The 17,643-nt window shown below is 69.3% G+C and carries 15 protein-coding genes and 2 pseudogenes; 6 read left to right on the forward strand and 11 right to left on the reverse strand.

The window, feature by feature from the left end; genetic code table 11:
- Positions 1-4: 4 nt before the first annotated feature.
- A pseudogene (locus AC3ETA_RS26985) lies at positions 5-879 on the reverse strand (Tn3 family transposase); the annotation flags it as partial.
- A 70-nt stretch (positions 880-949) separates the two neighbouring features.
- Positions 950-1,444, reverse strand: a pseudogene (locus AC3ETA_RS26990) (DUF4158 domain-containing protein); the annotation flags it as partial.
- 177 nt (positions 1,445-1,621) lie between these two features.
- Here AC3ETA_RS26990 and AC3ETA_RS26995 point away from each other — a divergent pair.
- Together AC3ETA_RS26995 and infA are read left to right on the forward strand one after the other, a co-directional pair.
- A complete protein-coding gene (locus AC3ETA_RS26995; RefSeq protein ID WP_432195498.1) occupies positions 1,622-2,413 on the forward strand; it encodes a GNAT family N-acetyltransferase in 792 nt (263 codons plus the stop codon).
- Entirely contained in the window at positions 2,410-2,634 is a 225-nt protein-coding gene (gene infA, locus AC3ETA_RS27000) for a translation initiation factor IF-1 (protein WP_269637243.1), read from the forward strand. The genes AC3ETA_RS26995 and infA overlap by 4 nt, the downstream gene beginning before the upstream one ends.
- Positions 2,635-2,799: 165 nt before the next feature.
- On the opposite strand, the gene AC3ETA_RS27005 is transcribed toward infA, so the two are convergent.
- Entirely contained in the window at positions 2,800-3,618 is an 819-nt protein-coding gene (locus AC3ETA_RS27005) for an SAM-dependent methyltransferase (protein WP_432195499.1), read from the reverse strand.
- A 215-nt stretch (positions 3,619-3,833) separates the two neighbouring features.
- Between AC3ETA_RS27005 and AC3ETA_RS27010 the strand changes: the two genes are divergently transcribed.
- Positions 3,834-5,300, forward strand: coding sequence for a glycoside hydrolase family 43 protein (locus AC3ETA_RS27010; protein WP_432195500.1), 1,467 nt, complete (start codon positions 3,834-3,836; stop codon positions 5,298-5,300).
- 84 nt (positions 5,301-5,384) lie between these two features.
- Here the strand turns inward: AC3ETA_RS27010 and AC3ETA_RS27015 are convergent, their stop codons facing one another.
- The 4 genes from AC3ETA_RS27015 to AC3ETA_RS27030 form a co-directional block, all read right to left on the reverse strand.
- Positions 5,385-6,671, reverse strand: a complete 1,287-nt coding sequence (locus AC3ETA_RS27015) for an ATP-binding protein (protein ID WP_432195574.1) — start codon at positions 6,669-6,671, stop codon at positions 5,385-5,387.
- Positions 6,672-6,771: 100 nt separating this feature from the next.
- A complete protein-coding gene (locus AC3ETA_RS27020; protein ID WP_432195501.1) occupies positions 6,772-7,053 on the reverse strand; it encodes an SHOCT domain-containing protein in 282 nt (93 codons plus the stop codon).
- Positions 7,054-7,142: 89 nt separating this feature from the next.
- Positions 7,143-7,586, reverse strand: coding sequence for a DUF6325 family protein (locus AC3ETA_RS27025; RefSeq protein ID WP_432195502.1), 444 nt, complete (start codon positions 7,584-7,586; stop codon positions 7,143-7,145).
- A gap of 189 nt (positions 7,587-7,775) precedes the next feature.
- Entirely contained in the window at positions 7,776-8,096 is a 321-nt protein-coding gene (locus tag AC3ETA_RS27030; RefSeq protein WP_432195503.1) for a hypothetical protein, read from the reverse strand.
- A gap of 278 nt (positions 8,097-8,374) precedes the next feature.
- Between AC3ETA_RS27030 and AC3ETA_RS27035 the strand changes: the two genes are divergently transcribed.
- Complete coding sequence (locus tag AC3ETA_RS27035) at positions 8,375-10,306, forward strand: protein-arginine deiminase domain-containing protein (protein ID WP_432195504.1); 1,932 nt, start codon at positions 8,375-8,377, stop codon at positions 10,304-10,306.
- A 400-nt stretch (positions 10,307-10,706) separates the two neighbouring features.
- On the opposite strand, the gene AC3ETA_RS27040 is transcribed toward AC3ETA_RS27035, so the two are convergent.
- Together AC3ETA_RS27040 and AC3ETA_RS27045 are read right to left on the reverse strand one after the other, a co-directional pair.
- Complete coding sequence (locus AC3ETA_RS27040) at positions 10,707-11,291, reverse strand: DinB family protein (protein WP_432195505.1); 585 nt, start codon at positions 11,289-11,291, stop codon at positions 10,707-10,709.
- A gap of 187 nt (positions 11,292-11,478) precedes the next feature.
- Positions 11,479-12,795, reverse strand: coding sequence for an MFS transporter (locus AC3ETA_RS27045; RefSeq protein WP_432195506.1), 1,317 nt, complete (start codon positions 12,793-12,795; stop codon positions 11,479-11,481).
- An 89-nt stretch (positions 12,796-12,884) separates the two neighbouring features.
- Here AC3ETA_RS27045 and AC3ETA_RS27050 point away from each other — a divergent pair, with 89 nt between their 5' ends.
- Complete coding sequence (locus AC3ETA_RS27050) at positions 12,885-13,865, forward strand: winged helix-turn-helix domain-containing protein (protein WP_432195507.1); 981 nt, start codon at positions 12,885-12,887, stop codon at positions 13,863-13,865.
- Between the two features lie 164 nt (positions 13,866-14,029).
- Here AC3ETA_RS27050 and AC3ETA_RS27055 read toward each other — a convergent pair whose 3' ends face one another.
- The gene (locus AC3ETA_RS27055) at positions 14,030-15,292 is read right to left on the reverse strand and encodes an AI-2E family transporter (RefSeq protein WP_432195508.1); all 1,263 of its coding nucleotides are present in this window, start codon (positions 15,290-15,292) and stop codon (positions 14,030-14,032) included.
- A gap of 197 nt (positions 15,293-15,489) precedes the next feature.
- On the opposite strand from AC3ETA_RS27055, the gene AC3ETA_RS27060 reads away from it, so the two are divergent.
- Complete coding sequence (locus AC3ETA_RS27060; RefSeq protein ID WP_432195509.1) at positions 15,490-15,684, forward strand: HAD family hydrolase; 195 nt, start codon at positions 15,490-15,492, stop codon at positions 15,682-15,684.
- Positions 15,685-16,203: 519 nt separating this feature from the next.
- Here AC3ETA_RS27060 and AC3ETA_RS27065 read toward each other — a convergent pair.
- A complete protein-coding gene (locus AC3ETA_RS27065) occupies positions 16,204-17,637 on the reverse strand; it encodes a cellulose binding domain-containing protein (RefSeq protein ID WP_432195510.1) in 1,434 nt (477 codons plus the stop codon).
- Between the last annotated feature and the right edge of the window lie 6 nt (positions 17,638-17,643).

Raw genomic sequence — 17,643 nt, forward strand, 5'->3', positions numbered from 1 at the left:
GCGGTCAGGGCGGGGTTGCTCCCGCGGCAGTAAGGTCCAAGCAAAGGTCGAGACGGCTGTTCATGTCGAGCTCGAACCGGCCGTAGGGGTTCACGTGCGTCCAGAACAGCGGGGACAGCGCCCGCCGGTCCGCGTCGGTGAGCGTGTCGGCCCACCTAGGATCGGCGAGGACCTGCTGCAACCAGCAGCGTGTTGACGTGGACCAGGGCGGACCGGAGCAGGTGCAGCGCGAGCATGCTGATTTCCTGGGACTCCTTGTCCTGCCCGACCAGGTCTCCGTCCTTGCCGTAGAAGAGGTTTTTGTTCGCCGAGTTCCGGTTCTCCACCACCTGCAAGCCCTCGTGGATCTCCTGGCGCAGTTCGACGTCGGCGAGATAGTCACAGATGAACGCCGTACGCATCGCCCGGCCCAGTTCCTTGATCGCCTGGTACATGGGGTGCTTGGGGCCGCCGGCGGGTGAAGCGGCGCAGGACTTGCTCGGATTCGGCGGTGCCCAGCCGCAGGGCGGTGGTGTACTTCACGATCTGGTCGTACTGCTGGCGGATCAGGTCCCAGTCGATCGTCTTGGCGGAAAGCACCGGCGCCAGGTTCGGCCAGTTGTCGTCCTCCCCGGCTGCCGGCAGGTACAGCTTCGCTGAGCCGCTGTTCTTCAGCCGGGGCATCAGCTTGAAGCCGAGCATGTGCGCGAAGGCGAAGCCGACAATGGAAGCGCCGTGGGTGTCGGTGTACTGCCGGTCCACTTCCATGTCGGTGCAGTGCCGCAGGACACCCTCGATCATCGAAGCGACCTCGGAGGCCGAACAGCTCTTGAGCTGGGAGTAGATGCACACCGACTTCCGCTCGACGTGCCAGTAGATCATCACGCCGGGGCCCCGGTAGCCGCACCTGCCCGGGCGCTGGCGGCTCGATGTGGTCGTTGCGGCACCGGGCCACCACCGCCGCCGCGAGCCGGCCACAGGACAGCTCCACCGGGCACAGCTCGGTGGCCAACCACGCGGCCAGCCGGTCCTGGTCCTCCTCGGTGTTCGCCCGGAACCCGTACGCCGCCCGGATCTCGCCCCGGTGCCGCTGGATCGCCTTGCTCTGCCAGTCGTAGTGCGCCCACGCCTCTGCAGGCACCTTGACCTGCTGGACCACGTACTCCACTGCGGCGGTCGGCACCTCCTGGGCCGACTCGGGGAACCGAACCGGGCCTCCACCTCGAAAAACTTGAGCAGCAGCGCGAACCCGAGCCGAGTCGCTCCGGACTTGTTCAGAGCATGAGACAGGTGAGTGGCGAGCGCGTGCGTGGAGGGCGCGCGCCGGCGCACTCGCCGCCTGCTCAACCTCGTCCCAGCGCCATGCGCTGCGCTCTTGAGGCGGCGCCGGCAGATCAGGCGTTCTGTCCGCTGGTGAGCACTGAAGCCCGGGACATGGTCGCGTTACGACCTCACGGAAAAGGATTTGAGCGAGGTGGCGCCGCGTTGTTACTTTCGCGGTGGACCGTGAAGTCGTCGTATGGAGGTGAGCCCCGTGAACACAGTCACCCGTGGGTGCTCCCTCATCCCGTCACGGTCCGGCGGCTGACGTTCGGTGTCGCCAGGAGCGCCTGAGATCGAGGCACTCCTGGAGGAGATCCCGATGGACGCCAAACCTTTCACATCTGGCCTGAGCGAAAACGCGGTGATGATCACGCGCGTCGCGGACAGGCAATGGCATGCCCTGGATGACGACCTGGTGGTCGGCCGCGGGTATGCGGAGCACCGGCCCGACGGACGCTTGTTCGTCAGTATCGACGCCTGGCACGATGCTGCCTTCGACCGGCTCGCCGAGGCGATGTCGGCGGAACTTCCGGCGCCGCTGTACACGGTGGTCGACGAAGCCGATGTCGAGCTGACGGCCGGCTGGCGGCGGGCCGGGTTCACGATCCGGCGCCGCGAGTGGGAGTACGTCGTGCCGACCGACCCACGGGTCACCGGGCTCGACGAGGCCCTGCCGCCTTCGGGCGTGACGATCGTGCCCGCCGGCCAGGCGGACGAGAGTCTGCTGAGGGCGGTGGACCGCGCGATCCGAGACGAAGTCGAGGCGACCGTCGGGTGGCAGTCGATGCCCGCGGAGGTGCTTCCCCGCCCCGGCGGCGACACCATCGTCGACCCGTCGAAGTACGCGGTGGCCGCGGCGCCGGACCACTACCTGGGCCTGATCCGGGTAGTGAGGGCGAACAGGCCGCGCATCGGGCTCGTCGCGGTCCGGGCCGGCGAGCGGCGCCGTGGCATCGCCCGGGCGCTGCTGGCCCACGCACTGGGAACACTGCACCACTCGGGGTACGCCGCGGCCTGGACGGAAGTCCACGAGTCCAACCGAGCAGGCACGGCGCTGTTCGAGGACATCGGCGCCCGGCCGATGAGCAGCAACCTGGAGCTGGTGCGATGACGAAGAACAAGAACGTCATCGAGGTCGAGGGCAAGGTCGTCGAGTGCCTGCGCAGCGCCATGTTCACCGTGGAACTCGACAACGGCCACCAAGTGCTCGCGCACATCAGCGGCAAGATCCGCAAGAACTACATCAAGATCGTGCTGGAAGACCGGGTGCTGGTAGAACTCCCGCCGTACGACCTGACGCGCGGCCGAATCGTGTTCCGGTACCGGAACTAGCGCGGCGCGGCACCTTCCGCGACCGATGACCCCGCGGCCTCGGTCACGGTATTTCCGTGACCGAGGCCCCGACGACGCTTTCGCGAGGCCACCGCAGGCCACATGCCCCGATCGGCGCCAACCGGCAGCCATTCAGAGGTCGTTGCCCTTCGCGGCCGAAGACGATCAGGCCTTGAGCCCCACGCCACCGAACATGGCCACCTCGGCGGGCAGTTCGGTCTCGGCGTCGCCCGATCGCCAGCGGTTGCAGGACACGACGCCAGGATCCAGAAGTTCCAGGCCGTCGAAGAATCCGGCGATGTGGTCCGGGGTGCGCTGGGTCAGCTTGGGCGTGCCGTGCTCGTTCCAGAACGCCACCGCGGCGTCGACGTCCGGCATGTCCGGGCGCGTGATGGTGTGCGAGAGGGCGAGGTGGCTGCCTGCAGGCAGGCGGTCCATCAGGCGGCGCACGATGCCGGACGCCTCGTCGTCGTCCTCGATGAAGATGACGACGCCGAGCAGCATCAGTGCCACGGGCCGGCTGAAGTCCAGGGTGCGCGCGGCCTGCTCCAGGATGGTGTCGACGTTGCGCAGGTCCTCGTCGAGATAGTCGGTGCGGCCCTCGGGCGTGCTGGTCAGCAGGGCTTCGGCGTGGGCGAGCACGATGGGGTCGTTGTCGACGTAGACGATGCGGGACTCCGGCGCGATGCGCTGTGCGACCTCGTGGGTGTTGTCGGCCGTCGGCAGTCCGGTGCCGATGTCGAGGAACTGCCGTATCCCGCGCTCGCCGGCGAGGTACTGCACGGCGCGCCCGAGGAACTGCCGGTCGGCGAGGGCGTAGTCGCCGATGCCCGGGTGCAGCGTACGGATCTGGTCGCCGGCGGCCTGGTCGACCTCGTAGTTGTCCTTGCCGCCCAGCCAGTAGTTCCAGATTCGGGCCGTGTGCGGCTGGTCGGTCTTGATTCGCTTGCGCGCCTCGGTCGAGGCGGCGGGAATCTCGGTCACGCGATGTCCTCCGGATCAGCCCGATATAGGGGTCAAGGAGCAACCTAGCGCCAGTGGTTGAGGGCGGGCGACTTCTCCGCGTCACCTCTCGACGCAGCACTCTTTACATCGATGTAACAGCCGTGGTGCCATAGACCGCTGCCAGCCCATCAGCGCTGTCCGCGGTCCAAACAGTCCGCAGTCCAAGGCACTTCGAGAGATGTGGGGAGTCGCCGATGCGCGCTCGATCCGTCACCACTTTGGTGACCGCCCTGTCAGCCCTGCTCGTCGGCCTGATCGGGGTACCGCGGACCACCACCGCCTTCGCCACTCAGTGGGTGGCGGACGCCGCACCGGTGGCGGCCGCGGCAGCAGGTACCTTCCGCAATCCGCTCAACACCGGCCCCGACCCGTTCATGACGTACGCGAACGGGGCGTACCACCTCACCACCACGCAGGGCGACAGCATCAAGATGTGGCGCTCCTCCTCACTGAGCACCCTGCTCCAGGCCGACCCGATCACGGTCTGGAGAGACAGCGACCCCTCACGCAACCAGCACATCTGGGCAGCCGAGTTCTACCGCTTCGACAACCGCTGGTACATGTACTACACGGCCGATGACGGAGTGGACGGCCATCACCGGCTGTACGTCCTCGAATCGCAGGGCGACGATCCGGCGGGGCCGTACCACTTCAAGGCGAAGCTCACCCCGCCCAACCACACCGACGACTTCGCCATCGACCCCGGGATCCTCCAGCACAACGGAAAGCTGTACCTCGCCTACAGCGGCATCAACGCGTATCAGCACAACGGCCTGAACATCGCGCCCATGTCGAACCCCTACACGGTCTCCGGCAACGCCATAGCCCTTGACGGGGCCGGAGGATGCCCCGAGGTCCGTGAGGGCCCCGAGTTCCTGTACCGCAACGGCCGCACCTGGATGACGTACTCGGCATGCGACACCGGCAAGCCCGACTACCAGGTCTGGATGATGTCCCTGCCCAAGGGCGCCGACCCCCTGGTGCCCGGCAACTGGACCCAGCACAGCGGGCCCGTCTTCTCGCGCAACGACGCCAGGGGAGTGTTCGGTCCCGGCCATCACGCCTTCTTCCGTTCCCCCGACGGGACCGAGGACTGGATCATCCATCACGCCAAGACCACGTCGGTCTTCACGTACAGCAACCGCACGACCCGTGCCCAGAAGATCGGCTGGCGTGCCGACGGCAGCCCCGACCTCGGTACTCCGCTCGCACTGGGCGCGACACAGGACCTGCCCTCCGGCGACCCCGGGTCGGGCAATCACTGGATCAACGACGACGGCCGCTCCAGCGGCAGCGGCACGGTGACTTATCAGGGCGCCTGGAACTCGGGCACCGGCTGCGCGGCGCAGTGCTTCTGGAGCGACGATCACTGGAGCGACCGGGCCGGCAACACCGCGACGTTCACCTTCACCGGCACCAGGATCGCGTTGCTGTCCGTGAAGGACACGGGCAACGGCATCGCGGGCATCCGCGTCGACGGGGGCGCCGAACAACGCGTCGACTTCTACGGGGCGATCCGCACCGGTGAGACGCTCCAGTACCTCAGCCCACGTCTGCCGTACGGCACGCACACGCTACAAGTCCGTGTCACCGGGGAACGCAACTTCTCTGCCGGGGCAGCGTTCGTGAGCGTGGACCGGGCCGAGGTCTACACCGACTGAGCGTCCCCGCACCGGGGCGACGGCACTGGGAACGGGCCGCGCCCCGGTGAAACATCCCGTGCGGTCGTCCGGCACGTCTCGATGTCACATGCGCAGATATTTCTCGGTGTCCTCGGCAAAGTCCGTGAGCGCCTGGTCGGTGAGAGTGGGCCGAGTCTGTTCGATGGCCCGCAGATAGTCCCCCGTGCCGGCGGGTGCGCCGTCCCCTTGGGTCACCTCACGTTCGAACGCGGTTTGGGCGCCCTTGCGGGCGGCGAACTCGATGTCCGCCGGCGTGAACATCGCGCTCGCCGCCACCAGACGGTCGAGGTCGACGTGGATGGCCGCAGGTCCGAGGTATCGGCGCCAGACCGCCGACCGGGCCTCCGGGTCGGGCGGGCCGACGGGGATGACGTAGTCGAAGCGCCCGGGGCGCAGGAACGCCGGATCGAGGCGGCGGACGGAGTTCGTGGCGCAGATCAGAAGGCGGTCGTCGTGGTCGCGGAAGCCGGGGATCAGCTTGAGCAGTTCGTTGGTGACCCCGTGGCTGGGGTCGACGGCCGTACCGGAGCGGGCGGCGGCGATCTCCTCCACCTCGTCGATGAAGAGCACCACCGTCTCCAGTTCGGCGAGTTCGGTGAACGTCTCCCGCAGGGAAACCGCGAGCCCTCCCTCCCGGGACGAGGCGAGCCGGGAGGGGAAGAGTTCGACGAAGGGCCACTGCAGGCGCGAGGCGACCGCTCGGGCGAAGCTGGTCTTGCCGGTGCCGGGCGGCCCGAAGAGGATGACAGCCTTCGGTGGCCTCACTCCGTACTGCTCGGCCAGCGCGGGCCGGGCAAGGGGCAGGACGATCCGCCGCTCGATGGCTTCTTTCACGTCTTCCATTCCCGCGAGGCTCTCCCACAGACCTTCGGGCAGCATCCTCCCCCCGAGTTCCGCGAGGAGGCTTGCGTCGCTCGCGCCGAGCTGCTCGACCTTCTCGTAGAAGACGAGCCCCGCCCGGGAGCGGTAGCCGGAGTTCTCCAAGGCAGTGGTTCCGGTCACCCCTGGTGCCAGCAGCGCGCCGATCCGGCGGACCCCTTGTGCCCACAGACGGCGCTCGATCTCGGCGATCAAGGCGCTCCCGATGCCGCGCCTGCGCCAGGCGCCGGCCAGAGCCACCAGGACGATCCAGCCCCGCTCGCCATGGGCCTGTGCCACGGCGACGCCAACGAGCTCGTCGCCGACCACCGCAACCACGGCCGGGCCTCCCGACCTGGCCGAGGTCACGACTTCCGACAGCGGAAAGGCGCCGGTCGCCTCGTCCGCCTGCTGGTTGTGGTCCCAGATCTGGATGGCGCGGTCGAGGTCATCGTCGTGGAAGTCCCGCAAACGCCATGCCGGCATCGCCATCACCTTCGCGAACGGCCACCACGGCTCCCCGGGCCAGGACGTGGTGCCCACGGATCCTTGCCGAACGGCAGGGCGTCTGACTCACGGCTGTGACAGCCGGTCAGGCCGCCAGGATCCTGCGCTTCTGCTCCTCGAACTCGGCGTCGGTGAGCACGCCTTGCTCCTTGAGGTCGCCGAGCTGTTTGAGCTGTTCGATCTTGGCGGTCATGTCGGGAGCCGGCGGTGGGGTGCTGGGTGCCGGCTGGGGTGCGGGCGCCGCGTACGCGTTCTGCTCCTGCGCCGCCCAGCGCCCCTGCTGGCGGCGGGACACCCGGTTCGATACGGCGGTCGCCGTTCCGGCCACGACGGCGGTGCGCGCGACCCCGCGGATGAGACCTGGCATGACCGATTCCCTTCTGCGCGTCAGCCGTGACGGCGTCAGCCGCGACCGACTTCAGCAATGACCGGTCCCCGTACGGCGACCGGCCTCGTTCAGCGAGCGCCCTCCGTCGCATCGAGGGCGGTGACGAACGTGTCCACCGGGATCCGCCCGGACGCGACCATCCTGGCGCCGCCCCGGCGAAGGGCGGCGGCGAAGGGCGCGGCCCACCGGTTCTCGTAGACCAGGATGCCCGCGGAGCTGCCCGGCTCCAGCGCGGTGGCCGCCTCCTCCAGGTCGTCCTGGCCCAGGAGGCCGGACGACGCGCCCTCGAACACGGACAGGTCGAGCTCGCCGTCGCCGGTGAGGTCGGCGATCTCCATGCCGGTCACGGATCCGTCGTCGTCCTTGCGGACGAACATCAGGTCCAGGATCCGGATGATGCCGCGGTCCACGAGGTCGACCAGGAGGGGCAGGCCCTCGCCCGTCATCCGGTTACCGGGGAACTCGACGACCAGGTAGTCGATCGGGCCAACGTCTTCAAGTTCGTCGCTCACGGTGTCACCTCTGGTGCTCACGGCTGCCCCCAGTGACGCCCCTCGCCTCATCTGCAGCACCGGGCGGCCATCACCTCAATTGCAGCACCGGGCGGCGGTGACCGCACCTCGGTGTCCGTTCCGGGGCGTGACCGCACGCGATGGCATCAACCGTTTTGGGGCATGGCCGCGGGCGATCGCCTCAAGCGATCACATGCCGCCGATCTTGCCGACCGCGTCACGTACGGAGTCGAACGCGTCCATGAGGGCGTCGTTCCGCCTCCCGCGCGCCGCTCGGTCCTCCGGTACCAGTCGGGCGGCGACCTGCACGGCGTGGGCGTCCGGGTCGCCGAAGGCGGTCCGCGGGTCCTCTCCGGTCTCCGCGCAGTGTGTCGTGACCTCCTTGACCGCCTGGAGCACGACTGCCCGGTCCACACCCGGCTGCATGGCCAGCCGTACCTGGAATCGCGCCATCCACTTCTCGCGGTCCCTGGCCTTGGCCGCGTCCGTCGTCCGGTCCTTCTTCGCCACGTGCTCTCCCCGGGGATCGACAGTTTGTCTGTCGTGAAGCTGGACGTTGAGATTCCGCAGCGGGTTGCGCGGGCGCGTGAGCAGTTGTCGGGCTGACGGTGCTCTGCTCTGTCCCACCCTCCCCGATCGGCGGGACCCCGTCAGACCTCGGTATGACTTTCTGTCAGCACAGTGAACGTACAGCCACTCGTTTCACCTCTTGCACGGTGCACCCCCCAACTGAGGAGGAACGCACCGTGCGTTCACGCAGACGTATACGTAAAAGTCCCGCCGGGCCCGTGGTTGTCGCGCTCGCCGCGGTCGGTACCGCTCTGGCCGCGCCGCTCTCCCCGGCCTCGGCCGCAGAGCCGGCGGCACGGGCCGACCTCCGTGCCGATGTGAACCGCGACGGGCAGGTCGACGTCACCGGCGGCACCGACACGACGGGTGAGGACACCTGGACCTCGGGCAGGGGAGCGGTCTACCTGCCCAACCTCGACGACGACACCAAGCGCTGCCCGGTCACCGGACCCGGCGGCGGACCGCTCTCCGACGCCAAGCTGGCCGCGTGCAACGATGCCTCCGACACCAAGGTGAACGGCACGGCCGACGCCGCCGACCTCGCCCGCATCCGTTCGGTACCGACGCGGGGCCTGCCGTCGGGCGCCAAGGGCAGCATCAAGGTCACCACCGGTGCCCAGCAGACCCGCGTCCACCTCAAGCGTGGGGGCAACTGGGTCATGGTCACGCCGCGGACCAGGTTGTCGGCGGCCGAATTGCGTTCCGGCGTGGAGTTCGGGGTCGAGGCCACCGACATCATCCGGGACACGCGGAAGTGGGACGGCAGGACGGTCATCCGTCTGACCGTGACGGCGGGCGGCCGGAGCACCTCCGACTCCGTCACCCTGCGCGTCGCGCCACTGCTCACCCACCACCATCTGCAGAAGGCCCAGCAGATGATGGTCACCAAGCTGAACCGCGACGCGGACTGGAGCGGGCTCCAGGGCAAGTTCGTCACGGACCTGAAGAAGGAAGCGGAGAGGGCCGGCATCACCCGGCCGCTGGTGACGTTCGACAAGTACCAGGACCCCTGGGCGCAGGACTTCGTCGAGCCGGCGTACGTCAGCATGACCGGACGCAACGGGCGCCGGCACGCGATGCGTGTGATGCTGCGCTCCGCGCAACCCGACCGTGAGGCCGGCCGGGAGCTGTTCGAGAAGGTCCGCGGACGGGACATCGGGGTCGTGCAGGCCTTCGACGCGTCGGCACCGGCGGACTGGTCCCTCAACTCCATGGGGAACCTGGAGACCGTCCCGCCGTACGCCCACGACGGCCGCTCGTTCCCGGCCGGACGGATCATCATGGGGTGGCGCAAGGACAGTGGCGAGCGGCCCTCGGCGACGATGCGCACCCTGCTGAAGTCCCAGGGATTCCAGGACCCGCTGCTCCTGGACACCTCCTGGCTGGAGGTCGGGCACGTCGACGAGTTCGTGCAGTTCCTGCCCGCGGACACCCCGCGCGGCTGGCGGATCGGGGTTGCCGACCCCGAGGCCGGGCTGCAACTGCTGCGCGACGCGAAGCGCGCGGGCCATGGCGGCACCAAGATGTTCTCCGTCCCGGGGCTCGGGGGCTCCCCGCCGCTGCCGGACACCATCGACCAGGCCCTCGCCTCACGACACCTGGTGTCCGACAACACCATGGCGGCTGGGCGGATCGCGGCCAACCTGAAGATCCTCAAGCGTGAGACCGGCGTGAGCGACGACGAGATCGTGCGCGTGCCGGCCCTCTACACGCGCGGCTCGATGGCCCGCACGGAGGGCGGGGAGGACGTCCGGGTGCCGCGACTGACGCGCATGGGCGGGAACACGCCGCTGCCGGACGAGGTGAAGGAGCACGGCCAGCAGCGGTGGCTGGCCAGGGGCCGCAACGACCCCGCCGCGGCCGCACGGGCGACCGTGGCGACGAGCGCGTACGTGCCCGGAGCGGTCAACGGCATCCTCCTCAGCCGCGACCGCTACCTCGCTCCCCGCCAGTGGGGTCCCGTCATCGGTGGCAAGGACATCTTCACCCAGGCCGTCACGGCCGCCTATGTGAAGGCGGGCATGAAGGTGTCGTACATCGACGACTGGTACACCTACCACCTCGGCATGGGCGAGGTGCACTGCGGCACCAACACCCTGCGCGACGCCTCCGCCGCCTGGTGGCAGCCCGCAGGGCCGACGACGCCGTAACACCGGGCGCCTGACCCGCCGGCCGGCGAGGGGGACCGCTCGGCACTCCCGCGATTCGCGTGCGGGGGTGCCGAGCGGGTTGACCGGCCGAGGAAGAGAGCGGTGCGCCGCCCAGCAGCTGTCCGGGCGATCATGTGACTGCCCGTGCCTGGTCGTTGTTGCGAGCACGGGGCAGGGCGATCCGACGGTTGCCGAGTGGGAACGGTTGCGGCCGTTCCTGCCGGTGAGCAGTCGACGTTGTGGCCGGTGGCGGGATCACCGGCAGGTGATCGACGGAATCGTGCACCGGGTGCGGCCCGGCGTGCGCCTCGACCCCGGCGGCCGGTGCCCTGCGCCCGCTGAGCGACGTGGACGCACGCGGCGGTGGGGGAGCTGATATCGGGCTGCCTGACATGTCCGACTAAGCCTTGATCGGTGCGGCCGATCTGGCGGCCTGCTCGATCTTCGCGCAGTAGGCCGCACGGGCTTCCTCGTCGATCTGCTGCTCGTGTTCGGGGCGCATCCCGGTCCGGCCGTCGAGGCCCTCGCGCAGGATGTCGGCGTGCCCGGCATGCCGGTTGGACTCGCCGAGGACATGGACCATGACGGCGAACAGGTTCGTATTGGGAGAAGGCTCCCGCCACCACGGCACGTGGCCGGGTGCGTCGAGGGGAAGGTCGTTGATCGTCGCGTCCGAGTGCTCCCACGTGCGCCGGTAGAACCCGATGATCTGATCGCGGGTCTCGTCCTCGCTCGCCCACTGATCGCCGCCGTCGTGGTCCTGCCACCGGCACAGCGGTTCCGGGGAAGGGCGGTCGAAGACCTCGCCGAAGTACCTGGCCTCGACGGTGGCCACGTGCTTGACCAGGCCGAGGAGGTTGGTCCCGGTCGCCGTCAGAGGTCGGCGGGCGTCGTATTCGGACAAGCCGTCGAGCTTCCAGAGCAGCGCCTCGCGGTCCCGCCGCAGTCTCCCGTGCAGGTTGTCCTTCGCGAATTCATCGATCATGGGGCGTGAACCTTTCCTGGTCTGTTCGTGGTCTGTTCGTGGTCTGAAGATCCGGTACGTGGTCCGCAACGGCTGGCAGAGCCGAGGCTCAGGTCGCCTGACGCAATGAGCTACCGGGAACGACTGTCTGTCAGGGAGACGTGGAGGTGGGGTGCGTGACGGCTCGCGGCCGACCGGCCTGCGACGGCTACCGCGCAGGTGAACTGCCCGGATGCTGCCCGGTGCCGTTCTCTGGTCCCGTTGAGCAGTTCGGGACGGGGACCGGGGAGGCGGGCGGGTGCCAGGTGAGAATCCAGCCGGCGGTGAGCACCGCCGCGCCGCCTGCCAGGGCGATCGCGCCGCCTGCTCCGATGCCTGCGGCCACCGAGCCGAAGCAGGCCGGCCCGACGCCCTGCAGCGTCATGCTGCCGGAGCCGAGCAGACCGAAAGCCTGGCCCTGGCCATCCCGCGGCAGGGCGTCCAGGAACGGCCGTTGCAGGCCGAGACCGTAGGCCAATCCGAAACCGCAGAGCAGCAGCAGACAGGCCGAGACGCCCACTCCGGGCTCGGTGGCGAAGCCGACCAGCGGCAGTCCCGACAGCGCAATCAACGGGACCACCAGCCGCTCCCGGGCGGATGGCCGTAGCAGTCGACCCACCAGCAGGTCACCGACGAGCATGCCGACCGGCAGGCAGCCCATCAGCACCGCGTACCAGCCGGGCGCGAAGTGGCGCCCTCCCGCGTAGGCGACGATCAGACCTTCCGCGCCCGCCACGAACGCGGGCGGTAGCCACTGGGCCAGCATCAGTCGCCGTACCGTGTGTCCGCGCAGCAGCAGGCCGGCACCGTGCAGGCTTGCCCGCACGGCCCCGCCATCGCCCCGGGCGCTGCCGGGTGCGCCGCCGGACTCTCCCGGCTCCAGCCGGGGTAACCGGATACGAATGGCGAGCGCGCAGCCGAGGTAGAGGGCGGCGCTTACCACGAGCGCCCGGCGCGGGCCGAGTACCGCGACGACCGCACCTCCCAGCGCCAGACCGAACAATTGCGCGCCGGAGGAGGCGATGTTGTTCAGTGAACGGCCCAGTACATAGGCGTCGCCCTTCAGCCACTGCGCGACCAGCCGACTCGACGCGCCGCCGAACACCGGTGTGGCGAGGGCGACCAGCGCCACGACACCGAGGCTTGCCGCGATCGGCATCCGCACCAGGGCGAGCAGCAGCGCGGCGGCACACTCCAAGGCGTAGCCGCCGGCGATGAGCGAGCGGGGCGGCAGTCGGTCGGCCAGTGAGCCCAGCAGCAACGAGCCGAACAACTGCGGGAGAAAGCCGATGCCGAAGGCCAGTGCACTCAACAGCGCGGAGCCGGTGGCCGCGAAGACCAGCACCGAGAACGTGGTGATCCGCAGCGAGCCCGCAGTGATCGCGACGGCGCGGGTCGAGAAGAGCAGCCGGAATCGCGGCTCGGCCAGCACCTCCCGGTAGGTGGCACGGGGGTTGCCCTGCGCGGGCTCGGCGGTTGGGATCATGACGCCCAGCCTCGCCGTGCGCCCACGCCACTCACCAATGATTCGTCGCTGGACGAATCGGAGCAGGCGTCCGGCGGTAGCATCGCAGCGTGCTCCGCTTCGAAGTCTCCGTCGAGGACCTGCTGCGCAGCCGCTTCGCACTGTCGCCCGCGTTGGACCTCTGCTTGCTGCTGCGCTCGCTCGCCGGCCTGGACCGGCCGCTGCCGCGAGCCTGGGCCACCCGGCTCCGGCCGGCCTTTGAACGGCTTCGCCGCGAGACGGAACTGGACGCCGTCCTGGCCCTGCACAATCCGCAAGCCGGGCCGGGCTTCGTCGCCCCGCCGCCGCGCGGCCTCAACCAGACCTGGGCAGACGACCTGGCCGTGATCCGGGCCACACCGCTGGAAGCGGCCCGCCACGAAGTCGCCACCACCGCGACCGGCCCGTCCGCCCGTGGTCCCCGCGTACGCGCAGTGCTGGACTCCACGGACGCCGTCTCCAGGATCGCCGAGGCGATGGACCAGGCGTGGCACGAGCTGCTCGCCACGGACTGGCCGCAACTGCGCGCGATCTGTGAGCGCGATGTCGTGCACCGGGTGGGTGTGATCGGCGAACACGGATGGGCCACGACCATCGAGAGCCTGCACCCGAGCATCGCCTGGCGCGCCGGCGACATCGAGATCGGCTACTTCCCACCAGTCGGAGACGTCCGCCTCGCCGGCGACGGGCTACTGCTGATCCCCTCGGTCTTCGTCGCGAACATCGCCGCCCACCTGGACGACCCCTGGCCGAGGACCTTGGTCTATCGTGCCCGCGGCACCGCCGCCCTGTGGGGCGAACAGGCGACCGCGCCCCGACCGGACACGCTGACCGCTCTGGTCGGCCGGGCCCGAGCCCGCCTGCTGTTGGCGCTGGACGCCCCGGCCAGCACCAGCCACCTCGCCCGAAGCCTCGCCATGGCACCCGGCGCGGTTGGAGACCACCTCGCCATCCTGCGAGGCGCGGGGCTGCTCGTCCGCGCCCGGTCCGGACGGTCGGTGCTCTACCGCCGCACGCCGCTCGGCGAGGCGCTGGTCGCCGGTTCGGGTTGAGGTCTCGGGGTTGAGGGCTCGGGGCTCAGGGCTCAGGGCTCAGGGGGAGGGCTCAGATCAGCACTGTTCTTTGCGGCGCCGCCAGCAGATGGAACGGCAACAACCGTTCCCACTCGGCATCCGTCAGGTCGCCCCGCCCCATCGCGTGATCGCCCGGACAGTTTCTAGGAGGGGCTGTCCGTCGCGTCCGCCATCACCGGTTCAGCGGCATTCTGCCCCGGCAGCCTCCGAAGCCGTGCGGCGAGGCCGGTGCCCGGGCCCCTGGTCCGGTGGCCCTCGACGCGGGGGTCGTCCGTGACGTCGTAGCGCTTCACGTACGCCCCGAGGAACGCCTGCAACGTGGCGACCGCGGGGATGGCGATCAGCGCGCCCACGGCACCGAGGAGGGCGGTGCCGGCGATGACCGAGCCGAACGCGACCGCGGGGTGGATGTCGACGGTCCTGGCGGTCAGCTTCGGCTGCAGCAGGTAGTTCTCGAACTGCTGGTAGACGACCACGAAGATCAGCACCCACAGCGCGTACCAGGGGTCGACCGTGAACGCGATCAGCATCGGCAGGGCGCCCGCGAGATATGTACCGATGGTGGGGATGAACTGCGATACCAGACCGACCCACATAGCCAGCACGGGCGCATAGGGAACGCCCAGCGCTTCCAGCATGACGTAGTGCGCGATGCCGGAGGCGAGCGCCATCAGGCCGCGCGAGTGGATGTAACCGCCCGTCTTGGCGACGGCGATCTCCCACGCCCGCAGTACCTCGGCCTGCTTGGCGGGCGGCAGTACGGAGCAGATCGCACGGCGCAGTCGCGGTCCGTCGGCGGCGAAGTAGAACGAGAACAGCGTGATCGTCAGCAGCTGGAACAGCCCGCCGAGAACCTGGGCGGACACGTCGAGGACGCCGGTCGCACTGTTCTCGACGTACTCCCGCAGCCAGGCGGAGCGCAGCAGGCCCTCCTGTACGTCCACCCGCTTCAGGTCGGTGCTGAAGTGCGCGTTGACCCAGTTGATGACGGAGTCGAGGTACGCCGGGAAATCCTCGACGATCTTGATGACCTGCTCTGCGAGCACCGAGCCGAGCAGCGTGACGAAACCGGAGGTCGCGACCACGAGGCCGAGGAAGACCAGGAAAGCGGCAAGTCCTCTGCGCATGCCCCGCGCGGCCATCCGGCTCACCGCGGGCTCGATCGCGAGGGCCAGGAAGAACGCTATGAGGATGTTGATCAGCAGGCCGAGGAGCTGGTGGAAGGCCCAGCTGCCCAGCTGGAACACCCCGATCAGCAGCAGCGCGAGCACCATGGACCGCGGCAGCCAGCGCGGCATGCGGGCACCGGGCCCGGTCGCCTGCCCGGTCGGCGGCAGGGGGTTCGGTGCCGTGTCGGATACTGACGCGTGCGGATCGGCCTGACCGGTCTCGTCTGTGCGTGCCACCGGGCAAGTCTCGCCCACCCCGCCTTGCGGCCGGACGGCGCCCCCGCGCTTGGCGCATCCGGCTACTCCCGTCGGCGTACGCGCTCAGCGCTTCACGCTCATACGGTGTTGCGGGTGACGACTCTCGACCGCATCACCGGCCGGCTGCGGGGCCTCTCGCCCAGGTCCGTGGGTCACCTCGTCGTGGCCGTGGTCGTGTGGTTCACGGCGGCGACGTGCGTTTGGTTGCCGCGCACTCCTGGGACGTGACAGGGGCCCTGCACGCCGGCTGCAAGGCGGCATTTCTGCAACGCCCCGGTAACGTCCTCAGCCCTGTCGGACCGCAGCCAGACATCGTCGCTGACAACCTCGAAGCCCTGGTGGACCTCGTCATCGAAGGCGACTGCGGCTGAACGGCCGTCCCGACCAGCGGATACGGCTCCGTGTGGCTTCGGCAGCGTGACCAACCACTGTCAAAGCCATCCGTGCCACGTCCACGTAAGGGGCCTCCCCTTCCGTGCCTCGACTGCACCGCACGCGGGGCAGGACAGTGGTCGTCCGGGCGGGAGTGTCGGCCGGGTCGAGCAGATTGTGCAGGGCGTGGTGGTGAAGGGACAGTGTCTCCGGGCCTCCACCTGCTTGCCTGCGGAGCCTTTCGCCGAGCAGGCGACCGCCCTTCACGCCACGCCTGTGCGTTCACGGTCCCGAGCGGTCACTGCTCGGCACCGTCACGCTGTCCAGCCCCGGACGAGCGGCGGGCCAGGGATGTGCTTCCCCGACTCTCTGACCCAGGTTCAGGTAACAGCGCAGCCGTACAGCCGGTTCGCTCCAACTGGCGCGCCCACGACCCCTATCACCTTGCCGAACTGCTCCGCACAACAAGGGGCCCCGCCGGTGCGAACCGGCGGGGCCTCGCTGACGGTTGCCTCGTCCTAGCTGCTGGGGACGTTGTCCTCGAAGGCGGTGCCCGCCGTGCGGTAGGCGCTGACCTTCGCGGCGACCTGGGCCGGCGTCAGGACCTGGTCCTTGACGTGGAGCACATAGTCGACCTGTTCGTCGTAGGAACGCGCGGTGGTGCTGGTCTGACCCGCGAGGTCGATCAGCCACTGGTTGAAGTTGATCGACATGGGACGCTCGGGCAGGTAGGCGGCGTCATGGGTGCCGAAGAGCCGGCCGTCGACGTAGTACTTGATGCTGCTGTTGTCGATGGTGAGCACCAGGTCGTGCCAGCCGGCGTAGCTCTGCCGGGACTCGGTGTGCTGGTTGACGGCCTGCCAGGGATCGGGGTTGTAGGTCTCCCAGGACGTCGTGTACAGGATGTTCGCCGGCTCGCCCCAGCCGCCGTTGGGCAGGTACTCGAAGTCGTACTCCGCGTAGTCGTCGGCCATCGGCGCCTTGAGGTCGTTGATGGTGAAGAACGTCTGGACGAGGTGGTCGCCGTCGGGCCCGGACAGGGGTGCGTCGGCGAACTTGACCCGGGCGGCGTAGGTGCCGTTCTTGAACTTCGTCGCCTTGGTGAGGACTTCGGTGTGCTTGGTGCTCTCGGCCGTCCCGGCGGTCGAGGTCCGCAGGTTCATGATCGAGTTGCCGCCGGAACTGGCGAAGGTGACGTTCTCCGGGGACCACGTGGCACCGGGCACACCCGGCCCGCCGGAGTTGGCCCGCACGTTCCAGCCGTTCGCCGAGACCTTCGGGTCGCTGGAGCTGGTGTAGTTGAAGTCGTCGAACAGGCTCTGTCCGCCGGCCGGAGGATCGGTCGGCGGGTCCGTGGGCGGATCCGTCGGGTCGTTGCCCTCGGGGGCCGTCCCCCACACCGTGCTGCCGGACACCTGGGCGGTGACCTTCGACCAGTCCGCGTACGACGTCTGGGACGGACCGAAGGAGTAGTCGTCGCCCTGGTTGAGCGTCTGCCAGTCCGCCCGGTGGAAGCGCAGCTGCATGTCCCCGGTGTCGGCGCCGGGAGCGAGGGTGCCCGCCCCGGCGGTGAAGCCGATGTCCAGGTAACGGTCGGCGGTGGCCGTGGGGTTGGCCAGGGTGCCGAAGGTGCCGGTGATGTTGGCGCAGCCCTTGACCGCCCAGGAGCAGGCGAAACGGTAGGCGGCGTCGGCCGAGTCCGCCTTGAAGTAATAGCGCACCTTGACGGAGCTCAGCGGCAGGGTGCTGGAGCCGGTGTTCCTGACCTTCAGCCACGGTTCGGCCTGGTCCGCCGTGACACCCGTGGCGCTGGTCCGGTACTGGACCGTCACGTCGTCGGTCGCGGCACTGGCGGTGCCGGTCAGGGCGGTGAGGCCGACGGTGCCCATGGCCATGGCCACGGAGGCGGCCGCGGCGATACGCAGCCTGCTCGGAGTGGTTCGGGACTTCATACCGAT

It is taken from the genome of Streptomyces sp. bgisy027, from assembly GCF_057710365.1.

Excerpts from the sequence above, each read along its gene's own strand:
- AC3ETA_RS27040 (WP_432195505.1), bottom strand. The coding sequence starts at position 11,291 with ATGATCGATGAATTCGCGAAGGACAACCTGCACGGGAGACTGCGGCGG.
- AC3ETA_RS27065 (WP_432195510.1), bottom strand. The coding sequence starts at position 17,637 with ATGAAGTCCCGAACCACTCCGAGCAGGCTGCGTATCGCCGCGGCCGCC.
- AC3ETA_RS27015 (WP_432195574.1), bottom strand. The coding sequence starts at position 6,671 with ATGGCGATGCCGGCATGGCGTTTGCGGGACTTCCACGACGATGACCTC.
- AC3ETA_RS27045 (WP_432195506.1), bottom strand. The coding sequence starts at position 12,795 with ATGATCCCAACCGCCGAGCCCGCGCAGGGCAACCCCCGTGCCACCTAC.
- AC3ETA_RS26995 (WP_432195498.1), top strand. The coding sequence starts at position 1,622 with ATGGACGCCAAACCTTTCACATCTGGCCTGAGCGAAAACGCGGTGATG.
- infA (WP_269637243.1), top strand. The coding sequence starts at position 2,410 with ATGACGAAGAACAAGAACGTCATCGAGGTCGAGGGCAAGGTCGTCGAG.
- AC3ETA_RS27020 (WP_432195501.1), bottom strand. The coding sequence starts at position 7,053 with ATGCCAGGTCTCATCCGCGGGGTCGCGCGCACCGCCGTCGTGGCCGGA.
- AC3ETA_RS27010 (WP_432195500.1), top strand. The coding sequence starts at position 3,834 with ATGCGCGCTCGATCCGTCACCACTTTGGTGACCGCCCTGTCAGCCCTG.